Source organism: Lacinutrix salivirga (assembly GCF_053604675.1).
In genome coordinates, this window is sequence record NZ_JBSHNP010000084.1 from 58,619 (window position 1) to 73,742 (window position 15,124).

The 15,124-nt window shown below is 31.8% G+C and carries 17 protein-coding genes; 7 read left to right on the top strand and 10 right to left on the bottom strand.

What is annotated here, in order from left to right; all coding sequences use genetic code 11:
• The first annotated feature begins 93 nt into the window (after nucleotides 1-93).
• A complete protein-coding gene (gene dinB / locus ACVC5O_RS03665) occupies nucleotides 94-1,197 on the top strand; it encodes a DNA polymerase IV (RefSeq protein WP_452220110.1) in 1,104 nt (367 codons plus the stop codon).
• Nucleotides 1,198-1,269: 72 nt separating this feature from the next.
• Here dinB and ACVC5O_RS03670 read toward each other — a convergent pair whose 3' ends face one another.
• Both ACVC5O_RS03670 and ACVC5O_RS03675 read right to left on the bottom strand, forming a co-directional pair.
• Entirely contained in the window at nucleotides 1,270-1,872 is a 603-nt protein-coding gene (locus ACVC5O_RS03670; RefSeq protein WP_452220111.1) for a mobile mystery protein B, read from the bottom strand.
• Complete coding sequence (locus tag ACVC5O_RS03675; RefSeq protein ID WP_452220112.1) at nucleotides 1,863-2,321, bottom strand: mobile mystery protein A; 459 nt, start codon at nucleotides 2,319-2,321, stop codon at nucleotides 1,863-1,865. The genes ACVC5O_RS03670 and ACVC5O_RS03675 overlap by 10 nt, the downstream gene beginning before the upstream one ends.
• 252 nt (nucleotides 2,322-2,573) lie before the next feature.
• Here ACVC5O_RS03675 and ACVC5O_RS03680 point away from each other — a divergent pair, with 252 nt between their 5' ends.
• Both ACVC5O_RS03680 and ACVC5O_RS03685 read left to right on the top strand, forming a co-directional pair.
• Complete coding sequence (locus ACVC5O_RS03680; protein WP_452220113.1) at nucleotides 2,574-3,245, top strand: tetratricopeptide repeat protein; 672 nt, start codon at nucleotides 2,574-2,576, stop codon at nucleotides 3,243-3,245.
• Between the two features lie 487 nt (nucleotides 3,246-3,732).
• A complete protein-coding gene (locus ACVC5O_RS03685) occupies nucleotides 3,733-4,110 on the top strand; it encodes a hypothetical protein (RefSeq protein WP_452220114.1) in 378 nt (125 codons plus the stop codon).
• A gap of 379 nt (nucleotides 4,111-4,489) precedes the next feature.
• Here the strand turns inward: ACVC5O_RS03685 and pyk are convergent, their stop codons facing one another.
• The 5 genes from pyk to ACVC5O_RS03710 all read right to left on the bottom strand — a co-directional run bounded on the left by pyk (nucleotide 4,490) and on the right by ACVC5O_RS03710 (nucleotide 8,857).
• Nucleotides 4,490-5,929 carry a pyruvate kinase gene (gene pyk / locus ACVC5O_RS03690; protein ID WP_452220115.1) on the bottom strand — a complete coding sequence of 480 codons (1,440 nt, stop codon included), beginning with the start codon at nucleotides 5,927-5,929 and terminating at the stop codon, nucleotides 4,490-4,492.
• The gene (locus ACVC5O_RS03695; RefSeq protein ID WP_452220116.1) at nucleotides 5,929-6,414 is read right to left on the bottom strand and encodes an IPExxxVDY family protein; all 486 of its coding nucleotides are present in this window, start codon (nucleotides 6,412-6,414) and stop codon (nucleotides 5,929-5,931) included. The genes pyk and ACVC5O_RS03695 overlap by 1 nt, the downstream gene beginning before the upstream one ends.
• Nucleotides 6,415-6,536: 122 nt before the next feature.
• The gene (gene rnc / locus ACVC5O_RS03700; RefSeq protein ID WP_452220117.1) at nucleotides 6,537-7,277 is read right to left on the bottom strand and encodes a ribonuclease III; all 741 of its coding nucleotides are present in this window, start codon (nucleotides 7,275-7,277) and stop codon (nucleotides 6,537-6,539) included.
• 84 nt (nucleotides 7,278-7,361) lie between these two features.
• Entirely contained in the window at nucleotides 7,362-8,612 is a 1,251-nt protein-coding gene (gene fabF / locus ACVC5O_RS03705; protein ID WP_452220118.1) for a beta-ketoacyl-ACP synthase II, read from the bottom strand.
• 11 nt (nucleotides 8,613-8,623) lie between these two features.
• A complete protein-coding gene (locus ACVC5O_RS03710) occupies nucleotides 8,624-8,857 on the bottom strand; it encodes an acyl carrier protein (RefSeq protein WP_452220119.1) in 234 nt (77 codons plus the stop codon).
• Between the two features lie 184 nt (nucleotides 8,858-9,041).
• Here ACVC5O_RS03710 and purN point away from each other — a divergent pair, with 184 nt between their 5' ends.
• Together purN and ACVC5O_RS03720 are read left to right on the top strand one after the other, a co-directional pair.
• Nucleotides 9,042-9,608 carry a phosphoribosylglycinamide formyltransferase gene (gene purN, locus ACVC5O_RS03715; RefSeq protein WP_452220120.1) on the top strand — a complete coding sequence of 189 codons (567 nt, stop codon included), beginning with the start codon at nucleotides 9,042-9,044 and terminating at the stop codon, nucleotides 9,606-9,608.
• 117 nt (nucleotides 9,609-9,725) lie between these two features.
• On the top strand, nucleotides 9,726-10,367 hold the full coding sequence (locus ACVC5O_RS03720; protein WP_452220121.1) for a ribonuclease H1 domain-containing protein: 642 nt from the start codon (nucleotides 9,726-9,728) through the stop codon (nucleotides 10,365-10,367).
• Between the two features lies 1 nt (nucleotide 10,368).
• Here ACVC5O_RS03720 and ACVC5O_RS03725 read toward each other — a convergent pair whose 3' ends face one another.
• Together ACVC5O_RS03725 and ACVC5O_RS03730 are read right to left on the bottom strand one after the other, a co-directional pair.
• Nucleotides 10,369-10,644 carry a hypothetical protein gene (locus ACVC5O_RS03725; protein WP_452220122.1) on the bottom strand — a complete coding sequence of 92 codons (276 nt, stop codon included), beginning with the start codon at nucleotides 10,642-10,644 and terminating at the stop codon, nucleotides 10,369-10,371.
• The gene (locus tag ACVC5O_RS03730; RefSeq protein WP_452220123.1) at nucleotides 10,644-10,892 is read right to left on the bottom strand and encodes a hypothetical protein; all 249 of its coding nucleotides are present in this window, start codon (nucleotides 10,890-10,892) and stop codon (nucleotides 10,644-10,646) included. Before ACVC5O_RS03730 ends, ACVC5O_RS03725 begins: the two co-directional genes overlap by 1 nt.
• Before the next feature lie 248 nt (nucleotides 10,893-11,140).
• Here ACVC5O_RS03730 and ACVC5O_RS03735 point away from each other — a divergent pair, with 248 nt between their 5' ends.
• Together ACVC5O_RS03735 and ACVC5O_RS03740 are read left to right on the top strand one after the other, a co-directional pair.
• The gene (locus ACVC5O_RS03735) at nucleotides 11,141-12,070 is read left to right on the top strand and encodes a PfkB family carbohydrate kinase (protein WP_452220124.1); all 930 of its coding nucleotides are present in this window, start codon (nucleotides 11,141-11,143) and stop codon (nucleotides 12,068-12,070) included.
• Nucleotides 12,071-12,177: 107 nt separating this feature from the next.
• On the top strand, nucleotides 12,178-14,076 hold the full coding sequence (locus ACVC5O_RS03740; RefSeq protein ID WP_452220125.1) for an amidophosphoribosyltransferase: 1,899 nt from the start codon (nucleotides 12,178-12,180) through the stop codon (nucleotides 14,074-14,076).
• Nucleotides 14,077-14,493: 417 nt separating this feature from the next.
• Here ACVC5O_RS03740 and ACVC5O_RS03745 read toward each other — a convergent pair whose 3' ends face one another.
• Nucleotides 14,494-15,102 carry a superoxide dismutase gene (locus tag ACVC5O_RS03745; RefSeq protein WP_452220126.1) on the bottom strand — a complete coding sequence of 203 codons (609 nt, stop codon included), beginning with the start codon at nucleotides 15,100-15,102 and terminating at the stop codon, nucleotides 14,494-14,496.
• Nucleotides 15,103-15,124: the final 22 nt, after the last annotated feature.

The window sequence follows — 15,124 nt, forward strand, 5'->3', positions numbered from 1 at the left end:
GCGGAGATTTTTTTATTTGTTCTCGATACATTTTCAGTTAAAAAAATGAAAACACTAGAACTGACGTTCATATTAAAAACCTAAATTTACACTATGCAAAACGATTTACCAATTCGAAAAATTATTCATGTAGATATGGATGCCTTTTACGCCTCTGTAGAGCAATTGGATAATCCCGATTTAAGAGGTAAAGCCATTGCTGTTGGTGGTGGAGGAACACGAGGTGTAATTAGTGCTGCAAGCTACGAGGCTCGTAAATTTGGTGTAAAAAGTGCTATGTCTGGTCGTTTGGCTATTAAACTCTGCCCTCATCTTATTTTTGTAAAAACCAATTTTGAGCGTTATAAAGACATCTCACAAAAAATTCGTGCTATTTTCTATGACTACACAGATTTAGTAGAACCTTTATCGTTAGACGAAGCGTATTTAGATGTTACTGAAAATAAAAAAGGAAATCCAAGTGCATCGATGATTGCTGAAGAAATTCGTGAGCGTATTTTTAATGAGGTTGGTTTAACGGCTTCTGCAGGTATTTCTATTAATAAGTTTATTGCTAAAGTTGCTAGTGATTACAATAAACCTAATGGACAAAAAACAGTAAATCCAGAAGATGTTTTACCTTTTTTAGAAGCCTTAGATATTAGAAAATTTTATGGTGTTGGAAAGGTCACAGCCGAAAAAATGTACCAAAAAGGCATTTTTACTGGTAAAGATTTAAAGTCGAAATCCTTAGAGTATTTAAATGAAAATTTCGGGAAATCTGGACGTTATTATTATTACGTAGTTAGAGGCATACATACTAGCGAAGTAAAGCCTAACAGAACTCGAAAAAGCTTAGCTGCAGAGCGTACGTTTAACACCAACCTATCGTCCGAAGTGTTTTTGCTAGAAAAACTAAATCACATAGCAGAAGAAGTCTCTAGGCGTTTAAACACCAGTAAAGTTGCAGGAAAAACAATTACTCTTAAAATTAAGTATAGCGATTTTACACTGCAAACCAGAAGCAAAACACTGCCTTATTTTATTAGTGATAAAAGTATAATTTTAGAAACAGCAAAAGATTTATTATACCAAGAAAAGTTAAGTAATTCTGTACGTTTGCTAGGCATTTCTTTGTCTAATTTAAATACCGAAAAGAAAACGAAAAAGGTGGAAAAGGCTAAGGAGGTTAGTGTGCAATTGCGTTTTGAGTTTTGAGTTTTTGTTATTTTAGAAACAATTATCTAATTTGATTTAGTGAATTATAAGCCTTATAAAAATAAAAGGATATTATGTGCGAGCAAATGTTATTAAATCGTAATACTCACCATTATCAGCTTTTTTAAGTGCTTTAAGGTATTCTGTTCTCGCGTCACTCTCATTAGATAGATTGGAATCTGATTGTCCCCAAGTAAAAATTTTTCGTTTAAAAACTTTTTCAGCAATAAGGTCTCCCATCAACCTACTATGTCTTCCATTTCCATTGGGAAAACAATGAATACTTACAAGACGATGCTTAAAGCGAATAGCTATTTCATCTTCTAAAAAGGACTCATTTTCTATCCAAAATTTTGTGTCGTCTAACAAGATTCTTAGGTCTGTTGGAATGTTCCAACTCTCAACACCAATGTTTTTTTCTGTGTTTCGGAATGTTCCAGCCCACTTCCAAACCTCATTATACATTCTTTTATGTAACGCTTTTATAAAAAATTCAGACAATAAACGGTCTAATTTAATTTTTTTTCCAATAGTCCATTGCACTGCCTGCTCAATATTCCTCTGTTCAAACTCATCCAATTCAGCTTTTGTAGTAATTGTTAATATTTTAAGTCCTTCTTTTTCCTCCTCTTCTAGTGGTGTTTGACCTGGTAAATAATCTAGATTTAATCCCATAATATTTTCGGCATGTCTTCAATTATAGCTTTGGTTCTTTGGTCTATCGCCTTTTTTATTCTTTTAGGTGAGTTCTCTTGATCTTCCAATTTCATAGTTCCAGAAGTACGTAACACAATTTCGGTTGCTAGTTTTTTTGCTTTTTTCTCTATTAGTTTCTCTATACTTCCATCTAAGGGTACAAAGCCATAAACAAGTTTCATATCCATTGCTTTTCCTGCCTCTTCTAATGCTTTTATAGTAATAGACCCTTTTGCTTCTCGCTTCTCTAAACTTTGAGCGCTTTGCCTTGTTATTCCTAGTTTGTCTCCTAACTGCTCTAACGACATGCCTATGGATGTGCGTATTGTTTTTACCCAACCTATAGGTGGACGTGGATATTTACCAGCCATTTTATAAGGTTTTATTTTGTTTATTAATTGTTCTACTTTAAGTTTACTAGTCTTCATTTGTAAGATTATATTATGACTTATTTAATTCAAAAGTAATATTATAATCTTACACAAGCAAATTTTTGTCATACAATAATATTACTTTTTTTATTTTTTGTCAATCTATAATATTACAAAATTGAAATTATTTAACAGAAAAAATACTATTCTATTTCAAGAGAATAACTCCATTACATTAAAATAATATATTTTGAATATTTAAAGAAAAATGTCGATATTGATTGGGTTAATTATTTTTAAAACGAACAAATGAAGCATACAATTATCCTGCTATTTATACTAAGCAATACTTTTCTTTTTTCTCAAAATTATTTTGAAGGGAAACGTTTGTATTGCAAATCGGAAAACCCAGAAGCTATTAGACTTTTTAATATTGGTATTGAAACACTTAAATTAAATACATCTTTAAATAAAAAATACTTAAAAAAAACATCTGAGGTTTTTTTAGCTGCCTATAAAGAAGACACTACATTTTGCGATGCAATGTTTTTTACAGGCTACACGTTACGATTATTAGACGATAAATATGCTTTTGCGTATTATTATGTAGCAGATAGTTTAGCAAATAACAAATCCATTGAGTTTAAAACAAATCTTGCTTCTGAAGGGTTACGATCTGGAATAAAAAAAGGATTAGAAATTGCACGAAGAAAGTATAGTGAAATAGTGGAGTTTTTTCCGGATAGTCCAGAAGGATATTATGGAATAGCACTTACCTCTACAGAAATTGGTGATATTGAAAACGGACTTAAAAATATTAACCTTGCAATAAATAAATACAAAAGCGAAAACAAAGATGCTCTGTTTTTAAAAGCAATTCTTTTAACTCTTAACACAAAACATGAAGAGTCTTTAAGTTATTATGAAAAGGTAAAAAGCGAGTTTAAAAAAATGATGATTTTAACGGAAACTATGCTCTAAGTCTTTACAAAGTCTCTGTGATTAACAATGATGAAAAGATGTTGAAATTGGCTAAAAACAAATACAAGAGAGTTAAAAATAAAAATGAATTGACAGATGAAATAAGAAAAATGTTTGAGAAATGAAGTTTAAAGTTTTTACTTTTCTACTACTTATTGGAGTTATAAATTTATTAGAAGCGCAAGAAACTAAAATTTCTAATAAAAGAAATTCTATCGGCAGCACAATTTCCCCGAATCAATCAAAAACTGAATAGAAAATACGAAAAAAGGTGGAAAAGGCTAAAGAGGTTAGTGTTCAATTGCGTTTTGAGTTTTGAGTTTTGAGTTTTGAGTTTTGAAAACTTGACATTGTAAAATAAATTACCGAACTTAATTTAACGAATTTTATAAAGCATTTTTAAATGTTTGATATTAAGAGTACATTGCCAGTGATTTAGAGAATGTCTGAAAAACGAAAATCAATTTATCTATTAAAGAACTAATAAATGAAACAAGAATTTACACCTCGTATAGACCGAAAAGTATTTAAAGAAATTATATTTCGAATTCAAGATAATGAAGGGAATAATAGTAATGTCGTAAATACTATCGCTGAAAAAATTAAAAATACTCAAGAAATATACTTTTTTGACGTCTTTATAAATATATGTAACCAATACAATGTCAGCTACAGATCTTATAAAGAAACAGAAGCTAAAAATAACATTTATGAAGTCATTATTATTGTAAATAATCGTGACCATTTGTCTATAACTTACGACGATATAAATTATGATGTAAGCAAAGATTTAGCATCTAAGCTATATGATGCTGTTGGAACTCAAATCAGAAATGAAGAATTTATAAATAGCGTAAAAAGATAATAACTACTGCCAACATCATGTATAATCAATTGCTAGGTTCTCGTCTACTTGGAAATTCCTTCGGAATTTCCTCTGGTTCGTTTTTGTTTATTAACTTAGTCCTAGCCAACGCAACTGAACCATACACGAACACGTTAAACTAACTTTCCAGAAATAAGTTTTAATTATACTACAAACAAAAAAACCAGCTATATCGCTATAACTGGTCTAAATTTATTTTTACTATCCTTGGCTTCGCGTTAGCGATTGAACGGTCTGTTTGAGCTCCTCGAAGAGAGCGAGTAGTGAAAGCGCGACCCTTGTGGTAACGCCATAAAAAAAGGAGTCTTCGCTTTACTCTTAATCACATAAGATTTATGCCTTTACGAAAATGATTTTTTTAAAAACTACAACTCGTAATTTCTGTAACTCGTAACGTATTTACCATCCCTTTCTCTTGGATTGGCATTGCTGCTAAGCTTACCAACATGTCTCCTGCTTCTAAATAACCCATTTTACAGGCTATTGCGTTTACATCTTCTATGGTTTCGTCTGTACTTACAAATTTATCGTAAAAGAACGCTTTAACGCCCCAAAGTAAATTAAGTTGTGTTAATATACGCTTGTTAGAGGTAAAAACTAAAATGTGTGCTGCTGGACGCCATGCCGAAATCTGAAACGCTGTATAACCACTATTGGTTAAGGTGGAGATTGCTTTGGCATTAATCTCGTTTGCCATGTGTGCTGCATGGTAACATATAGATTTTGTAATGTAACGTTTGGTGCGTATATGTGGTGGCTCGTGTGGTACTTTTATTAGTGGCGAGTTTTCTACTGTACGCAAAATGTTTTCCATTACATTAATTACTTGTACTGGATATTTACCTACAGAGGTTTCGCCAGAGAGCATTACAGCATCTGCGCCATCCATTACAGAGTTGGCTACATCGTTAACTTCTGCTCGTGTTGGTGTTAAGCTAGAAATCATGGTTTCCATCATTTGCGTTGCAATAATTACTGGAATCCTTGCTTTTTTAGCTCTTAATACTAATTGTTTTTGTATTAATGGGACTTCTTCGGCTGGAATTTCCACTCCTAAATCTCCTCTTGCTACCATTAATCCATCGCAATAGGCTACAATTTTGTCTATATTTTCTACTGCTTCTGGCTTTTCTATTTTAGCAATAATTGGAATTTTATGCTTGCTATGTTTTTTTATTAGTGCTTCTAGCTCCATTAGATCTTCTGCATGGCGTACAAAGGATAATGCCATCCAATCTACATCTAAGCTACATGCAAAAATGGCGTCCTTAATATCTTTTTTTGTTAAAGCTGGTTGCGAAATATTTGTATTTGGAAGGTTTACTCCTTTTTTAGATTTTAAAGGTCCTCCTTGAATTACTTTTGCTTTTACTTCGGTTTTTTTATCTGTAGATACGACTTCGAAAATTAATTTCCCGTCGTCTAATAATATGCGTTCTCCTGGTTTTGCATCTTGTGGAAACTTATCGTATGTCATGTAAACACGTTCTTTTGTGCCTTCAAAACGTTTTCCTGTGGCAAAAATAATTTCGTCTCCAGGATTAACAATAACTTCGCCTTTCATGGTTCCTACTCTTAATTTAGGTCCTTGTAAATCTGCAAGTATTGCTGCATTGTACCCAAACTCCTCATTAAGTTCGCGAATCATTTTAATACGTTCTACAACATCGTCGTAATCTGCATGTGAGAAATTAATTCTGAATACATCTGCGCCTTCATCCAACATGCCTTTTAATACTTCTTTTGTGCTTGTTGCTGGTCCTAGAGTGGCTACTATTTTAGTTTTTTTTCTTAACATTAGTCAAAAATTAAGTGGTCTTTATTTTTTAAAGTATTGGTATCAATACTATATGCTGTTGCTACTTGTGGGATTTTGATAATGGTATCTAAAATCTGTTTTTGTTTACTCACATTGTATTGAGTGCTTATTTTTAACAAATAGCTTACTTTTTTATATTCTGGTAATAGGTAAAATGTTTTAGATGTTGATTGCTCTAATTGAAATAAGGAGGTTTTGTCTTCTAAAACGTCTATATTATCTAGTCTGCAACTATTAGAGACTAAATTCCAAGTTACTAGTTGCTTATTATCTTCCCATTCGAAAATAGAATAGTGTGCTTTATTAAAAAAATCTAAATCGTTGTCTAATCGTTTTAAGTTAACTTCTAGATTTTTATTTAATAAATAAGCTAGTTTATAGTCTTCTATAGTAGTATGGATTCCTACAAGAGTAAATTCTTCTTGTTCAATACAATCCTCTAAAAGCATTCTATGTACAGACATAATATACCATTTACAATTGTAAATATAATATTATTAACGAGTAAACGGACGTGATTTTACCTAATCTTAACACTAAAAAACTACGAAAACGATGTAGTTTTACTTATTCTATGGTGTTTTTTCTAATTGGCTTTATCAATTTGTTTCTGGAATACAAAAAAAGCGCGTTTTGCTGCTTTTTCTTCTGCTTTCTTTTTAGAAGTTGCTCTGGCTTTTGCTACAATTTTGTCGTCTATGGATAGTTTTACCGAAAAATGTCTCATGTTATCGTTACCAGTATCTTCATAAACATTAAAATTAAAGGTCTTTTTTTCTTTTTGACACCATTCTATCAATAAGCTTTTATAGCTAATGACTTTGCCTTCTAGTTTTTCTATATCTACGTATGGAATAATTATTTTCTTATAAATAAATTTTTCGCAATACTTGTAGCCTCTATCTAAATATATGGCTCCAACTAAAGCTTCAAATAAATTGCCATGTATATTATCTCCAAATTGTCCCTTTGGGATTTTACTTTCTACATGTTCTATAAGTTTAAGGTCTTTACCTAAATCATTTAAATGTTCTCTACTTACTATTTTAGAGCGCATTTTAGTGAGATACCCTTCGTCTCCACTTGGGACTTCAATATATAAATGATGTGCAATTACAGCGCCAAGCATAGCATCTCCTAAAAACTCTAAACGCTCGTAGTTAATGGTATTGCCTTCGTCGTCCTTTTTATTCATAGAACGATGTGTAAATGCTGTTTTGTAGTAATTTATGGTCTTTGGTGTAAAGCCTAATATTTGAGTTAACACCATAATAAAATTCCCGCTTTGTTTTGAGCGAGAACCAAATATGTTGCGAATGTTTTTCATCTGAAATGTACTAATATTTATAAAAAGTCAGATGTAATAAATCTAAAGATATAGTATTATGAAGATTTATTTCATTCAAATGGCTTAATCTAATTTTTTGAATAATACACAAGCGTTATGTCCACCAAATCCAAAGGTGTTGCTCATGGCTACTTTAACGTCTCTTTTTTGTGGTTGATTTAACGTTAAATTTAATTCTGAATCAATATTTTCATCAACAGTCGTATGATTAATTGTTGGTGGTACAATACCATGTTCCATTGTTAAAATAGCAGCAATAGACTCAATAGCTCCAGCTGCTCCTAACAAGTGGCCAGTCATAGACTTGGTAGAATTAATATTAATATGCTTTGCATGATCACCAAATACTTCTTTAATAGCTTTAAGTTCTGCTACGTCACCTAATGGTGTTGAAGTTCCGTGTGTGTTAATGTGATCGACATCTTCTGGTTTTAAACCTGCATTTTCCAAACAGTTTTGCATAACTGCAACAACACCAATTCCATCAGGATGTGGAGCTGTCATGTGGTAAGCATCGGAAGATAAACCTCCTCCTAAAACCTCTGCGTAAATTTTTGCACCTCTTGCTTTTGCGTGCTCATATTCTTCTAAAATAATTGCTCCTGCGCCTTCGCCTAATACAAAACCATCTCTAGTACTATCAAAAGGTCTAGAGGCAGTCTCTGGACTGTCGTTTCTAGTGGATAAGGCATGCATGGCGTTAAATCCACCCATTCCTGCAATAGTTACTGCTGCTTCACTTCCTCCTGTAACAATAACATCGCAATAGCCTAAACGTATATAGTTTAAAGCGTCTATCATTGCATTTGCAGAGGATGCGCAAGCAGAAACTGTTGTGTAATTTGGTCCCATAAATCCATGTTTAATAGAAATGTTACCAGGTGCAATATCTGCAATCATTTTTGGGATAAAAAATGGGTTAAAACGTGGTGTTCCGTCGCCTTCTGCAAAGTTTAAAACTTCGTTTTGAAACGTTTCCAAGCCACCTATTCCTGCTCCCCAAATTACACCTACACGTAATTTGTTAATTGTGTCCAGATCTAATTTGGAATTAGCAATGGCCTCATCAGATGCGACCATTGCGTATTGTGTAAATCTGTCCATTTTTCGTGCTTCTTTTCTATCTAGAAAATCTGTAGCTACGAAATTTTTAAGTTCACAAGCGAATTTTGTTTTAAACTTTTCAGTATCAAAATAAGTTATTGGTGCAGCACCACTTTTACCACTAATTAGAGCATTCCAATACTCATCAATTGTGTTTCCAATTGGTGTTAAAGCGCCTAAACCTGTTACTACAACTCGCTTAAGTTCCATAAATTTAATGCTTATTTAGCAGATTCGATATAAGATACAGCTTGACCAACTGTTGCGATATTTTCTGCTTGATCGTCTGGGATTTGAATATCAAATTCTTTTTCAAATTCCATTATTAATTCTACAGTGTCTAATGAATCCGCTCCTAAATCGTTTGTGAAGCTAGCTTCAGTTACAACTTCGTTTTCATCAACTCCTAATTTGTCTACGATAATCGCTTTTACTCTTGATGCAATGTCTGACATAATTTTTTTAATTTTAAGTTTTAATTAGTGAGCAAAAATAAAAAACTTTATTGTAAAATACACTTTTAGTTTAAAAATGTGCTTGTAATTTACTAAAATAAGCTTGAAGTATTTGATTTTTACTCGTTAATTGTTAATTATTATTCTTTTTTTTGTTCGAATAAATTAACATTTTTGTCTGTAAATGAAACGTATTGTAATCTTTGCTTCCGGAAGTGGAACTAATGCTGAAAATTTAATTAAGTTTTTTCACAACAGAGAAAATGCTTCTGTCATTCTAGTACTAAGTAACAATCCTCGTGCCAAAGTGCTAGAACGTTGTAAAAAACTGAATGTTAGCGCATTAACATTCAATAAGATAGCGTTTACTCAAACAGAGCATGTGCTTAATATTTTAAAATCTAGCACGCCAGATTTAATAATTTTGGCTGGTTTTTTATGGAAATTTCCAGAGAATATCCTAAAAACTTTTCCGAATAAAGTCATTAATTTACATCCTGCTTTGCTTCCTAAATTTGGTGGAAAAGGCATGTATGGTATGCATGTTCACCAAGCTGTTGTACAACAAAAAGAAAATGAAACTGGCATCACAATTCACTATGTAAATGAACATTATGATGAAGGAACTATCATTTTTCAAGCAAAATGTAAGGTTTTAGCCTCAGATACTGCTGAAGATGTTGCAAAAAAGATTCATAAATTAGAAATGAAACATTTTCCTGAGGTGGTAGATGAATTATTAAACAAATAGAACTTTGAAATTCAGAAGGAGGCACAACTGATGAATCTCAATATTATATGAAGAAAAAGATTCTTCGCTATCGCTCTGAATGACAGAAAACGAATATATTTGATATTATAATAGTTTATGTCAAAAAAAAAGAAAAAATATTATACAGTTTGGAAAGGTCACCACACAGGAGTTTTTGAAACTTGGGACGATTGTAAAGCTCAAATTAAAGACTATGAAGGCGCGCAATACAAATCGTTTGCCACTTTTGAAGCTGCAAAAACGGCTTTAAAAGGTAATTATTTTGATTATATAGGAAAAAACAAAACGTTTAAAAGCGAACTTACTAAAGAGCAACTTAAAAAAATTGGACAACCCAATTATAATTCCATTTCTGTAGATGCTGCTTCGTCAGGTAATCCTGGCATTATGGAATATCGTGGTGTAGATACAAAATCTAAAAAGCAATTGTTTATTCAAGGTCCTTTTGAGGAAGGCACTAATAATATTGGTGAATTTTTAGCTTTGGTACATGGATTAAGTTTTTTAAAAAAACACAATAGCAATCGTATTATATACACGGATTCTAAAACTGCTATGAGTTGGGTTCGTAAAAAAACATGCAATAGTAAATTAGAGCGCAACGCAAAAAACAAACCTGTTTACGATTTGGTAGATCGTGCAGTAAAGTGGTTGAAAGAGAATGATTACAACACTACTATTGTTAAATGGGAAACTAAAGCTTGGGGAGAAATACCAGCAGATTTTGGGAGGAAGTAGATTAATATAAGCCCTTATCATGAAGCACTCTTTGTACATAAATAATATCTTTTTCTACAAAGAAATGAATAGTAAAAGGGAATTTTTGTACTTGAATAATTCTAATATTTAAGTATCTAGTTTGGTAAGCAATTGGGTTTTCTTTTAATTTTTCGACAGAAATCCAAAATTCATTAAAAAACTTTTCAGATAAATCCTCTGAAACTATTTTATAATAAGCAATACCTTTATTAAAATCGTGTAAACTATTTTCTAGAAATCGAATAGTATATTTCATTATATTATAGTTCTTTTCCGAAATTCTGATTCACTCAAATAATTGGTTTCACCTTTATTATGATTTTCTATCATTTTATCCATCATAACTTTATATTCTTCAGAGGGTTCAAAAGCAAAGGCATCTTGATTAAGTACAAATTCCATATAATTTTTAAGTGACCTGCCTGCTTTTTGAGCCTTAAACTCTAATAAACGCAATGCTTCATCACTTAAAAGTACTTCTTTTCTCTTTGTAGTAGTTTTCATAATTCGTAATATTTACGTTAAATATACGTATAAATTACGAAAATATTTTTCTAATCATTGATTAAAAGGTTTTAGCGGTTTTCTCTCCGTATATAATTTTTAAAATAATTAGACTAATAGTGAAAATGTTAATTTAATTAGCGAATTGTAATAAATAACAAAATTAAATACTTTGATATTTTTCCAAAAGTAAAATGAAAAAATAGTGACTAAAAAACCTATATTTGCACTAAATTTTAAAGTACTTTATGAGTAAATTAGTAATTGTAGGAACTGTAGCTTTTGATGCTATTGAAACACCTTTTGGGAAAACCGATAAAATTCTTGGTGGAGCAGCTACGTATATAGGTTTTTCTGCAGCCAATTTTGATAATGTGGATGCCGCAGCTGTATCAGTTGTAGGTGGAGATTTCCCTCAGGAATATCTAGATCTTTTAACCGAAAGAAAAGTAAGTATAGAAGGTATAGAAATTGTAAAAGATGGAAAAACTTTCTTTTGGAGTGGAAAGTACCACAACGACATGAATTCTCGTGATACTTTAGCAACAGAGTTAAATGTACTTGAAACCTTTACTCCTGTTGTGCCAGAAAGTTATAAAGATGCAGATGTTGTGATGTTAGGCAACTTACATCCTTTAACACAACAAAGTGTGCTAGATCAAATGTCTAAAAAACCGAAATTGGCTATTTTAGATACTATGAATTTCTGGATGGATATTGCTATGGACGATTTAAAAGCAGTATTAAAAAATGTAGATGTTATTACCATAAACGATGAAGAAGCAAGACAGTTATCTGGAGAATATTCTTTAGTAAATGCTGCTAAAAAAATTCATACAATGGGTCCAAAATATGTAGTGATTAAAAAAGGAGAGCATGGTGCTTTATTATTTAGTGAAGGCAATATGTTCTATGCTCCAGCTTTGCCACTAGCAGAGGTTTTTGATCCAACAGGAGCAGGAGATACTTTTGCAGGTGGTTTTGCGGGTTACATTGCAAAAACAGGAAACATTTCTTTTGAAAACATGAAAAAGGCTGTTATATATGGTTCTGTACTCGCTTCGTTTTGTGTCGAAAAATTTGGAACAGAACGTATGCTAACGTTAACCGATGATGAAATATTTGAGCGCTTGCAGCAGTTTAAAAACTTAACACAATTTGAAATTGAAATAAAATAATAAAAAACGCGCTCAAATATTTGAGCGCGTTTTTTTTCTGAATTAATTTCAGAATCCTTAAGAATATATATTTTTGTTATTATTCAACAACTCACAACACAACAACAATGAGTGATGCTTTAAAACATGAGTGCGGAATTGCACTTATTAGATTAAAAAAACCTTTATCATTTTACAAAAAAAAATATGGTACAGCATTTTATGGTGTAAATAAAATGTACCTCTTAATGGAAAAACAGCATAATCGCGGACAAGATGGAGCTGGTTTTGCAAGTATTAAGTTAGATGTCAATCCTGGTGAACGCTATATTAGTAGAGTACGCTCTATTGCACAGCAACCTATTCAGGATATTTTTGCGCAAATAAACGACAGGATAAATAAAGAACTCACAGAGCATCCGGAATACAAAGATAATGTGGAGCTTCAAAAACAAAACATTCCATATATAGGCGAAGTACTTTTAGGCCATGTACGTTATGGCACCTTTGGTAAAAATAGCGTAGAAAGTGTACATCCTTTTTTAAGACAAAACAATTGGATGCACAGAAACCTGATTCTTGCAGGAAACTTTAATATGACTAATGTAAAAGAGTTATTTAAAAACTTAGTAGATCTTGGTCAACATCCAAAAGAATATACAGACACCATTACTATAATGGAAAAAATTGGTCATTTTTTAGATGACTCTGTTAGTAAAATTTATAAAAAGCTAAAAAAGGAAGGATACAATAAAAACGAATGTTCTCCATTAATTGCAGAACGTTTAAATGTTGCAAAAATATTAAAAAAAGCTGCAAAAAATTGGGATGGTGGTTATGCAATGGCTGGTCTTTTAGGCCATGGAGATTCTTTTGTTTTACGTGATCCTGCAGGAATAAGGCCAACTTTTTATTATCAGGATGATGAGGTAGTTGTTGTCGCATCAGAAAGACCAGTAATACAAACCGTGTTTAATGTAGCTTTTGACGCTGTTAAAGAATTAGAGCCTGGTCATGCAATTATCACAAAAAAATCTGGTGAAGTAGCCATCCATAAAATACTAGAACCTTTAGAACGTAAATCGTGTTCTTTTGAGCGCATTTACTTTTCTAGAGGAAGTGATGCCGAAATTTATCAAGAACGTAAGGAACTCGGAAAATTATTAATGCCAAAAGTTTTAGAGGCTATTGATAATGATACTAAAAATTCGGTTTTCTCCTATATTCCTAATACTGCCGAAACGTCATTTTTTGGAATGATAGAGTCTGTAGAAGACCACCTTAACCAAGAAAAAACAAAAGCCATTTTAAGTGGTGGCGGAAAACTATCTAAAGAACGTGTTATAGATATTTTATCTGAAAGACCAAGAATTGAAAAAATTGCTATTAAAGATGTCAAGTTAAGAACTTTTATCACAGAAGATAGCAGTAGAGATGATTTAGTGGCACACGTTTACGATGTTACTTATGGTGTTATTAAGCCAACAGACAACCTTGTTATTATTGACGATAGTATTGTACGAGGAACTACTCTAAAAAAGAGTATTATAAAAATGATGGATAGATTACACCCAAAAAAGATTGTGGTGGTTTCTTCTGCTCCACAAATTCGCTATCCAGATTGTTATGGCATTGATATGGCTAGACTGGAAGGTTTGGTAGCTTTTAGAGCAATGCTTGCTTTATTAAAAGACAACAACAAATACCACATGGTTGAAGAAGTCTATAAAAAGTGTAAAGAACAAATAAATCTTAAAGATAAAAACGTAAAGAATTTTGTAAAAGAATTATATGATCCTTTTACAGATGAAGAGATTTCAGATAAAATTTCTGAATTATTAAGTGATGATGCTGTAAATGCTGAAGTGAAAATAATATTTCAACCTGTAGAAAACTTACATAAAGCTTGTCCGAATCATTTAGGAGATTGGTATTTTACAGGAAATTACCCAACAGCTGGAGGAAATAGAGTAGTAAACAGGGCATTTATAAATTTCTATGAAGGAAATAATGAGCGTGCTTATTAATATACAGTTAAACTTATTTTATAACTGTTAATCTAATAAAATATATAAGTATAATAATTAAACATAATTTGGTCTCACCATAAACATAAGTAGGTTAAGTTCATGGTAGATTTGGGGCAAAAAAAGCTGAACTTAGGTTCGGCTTTTTTTATACATACTAATTATAAAAACATAAAAACTCCTTAAAACCACTCATTTAAGCGACTTTTTTAAGCACTTTAACTAAATTTTACAATAATTAAAGAAAATCTTAGTTATATTTGAGCTTACCATAACATAAGTAGGTTAAGTTCATGGTAGATTTGGGGCAAAAAAGGTGAACATCTGTTCACCTTTTTTATTTAATATAATTTCCTAAAAAAAAAGAGCCTATTAGACATGTCTAACAGGCTCTTTTTATATCATAGTAAGTTGTTTTTATTTTGCTTCGGCATAACGACGCTCAACTTCATTCCAGTTAATTACATTAAAAAATGCTTCAATATAATCTGGTCTTCTGTTTTGGTAATTTAAATAATAAGCATGTTCCCAAACGTCTAATCCTAAAATTGGTGTGCCTCCACAGCCTACTCCTGGCATTAATGGATTATCTTGGTTTGGCGAAGAGCAAACTTCTACTTTACCACCTTTATGTACACAAAGCCAAGCCCAACCAGATCCAAATTGTGTAGCTGCAGCTTTACTAAAAGCATCTTTAAAAGCATCGAATGAACCATAAGCAGATTCAATTGCATCTTTTAAATCTCCAGACAAACGTCCTTTTCCTTCTGGATTCATTACTTCCCAAAATAAAGAGTGGTTATAAAAACCTCCTCCATTATTTCTTACCGCTTTATTGTCCATATCTAAGTTTGTTAAGATATTTTCAATAGTTTTTCCTTCTGCATCTGTGCCTTCAATAGCAGCATTTAATTTATTTGTATATCCTTGGTGATGTTTAGTATGATGAATCTCCATTGTGCGCGCATCGATATTTGGTTCTAAAGCATCATATTCATATTTTAATTTTGGTAATTCAAAAGCCATAATTAGTGTGTTTTTTTGGTTA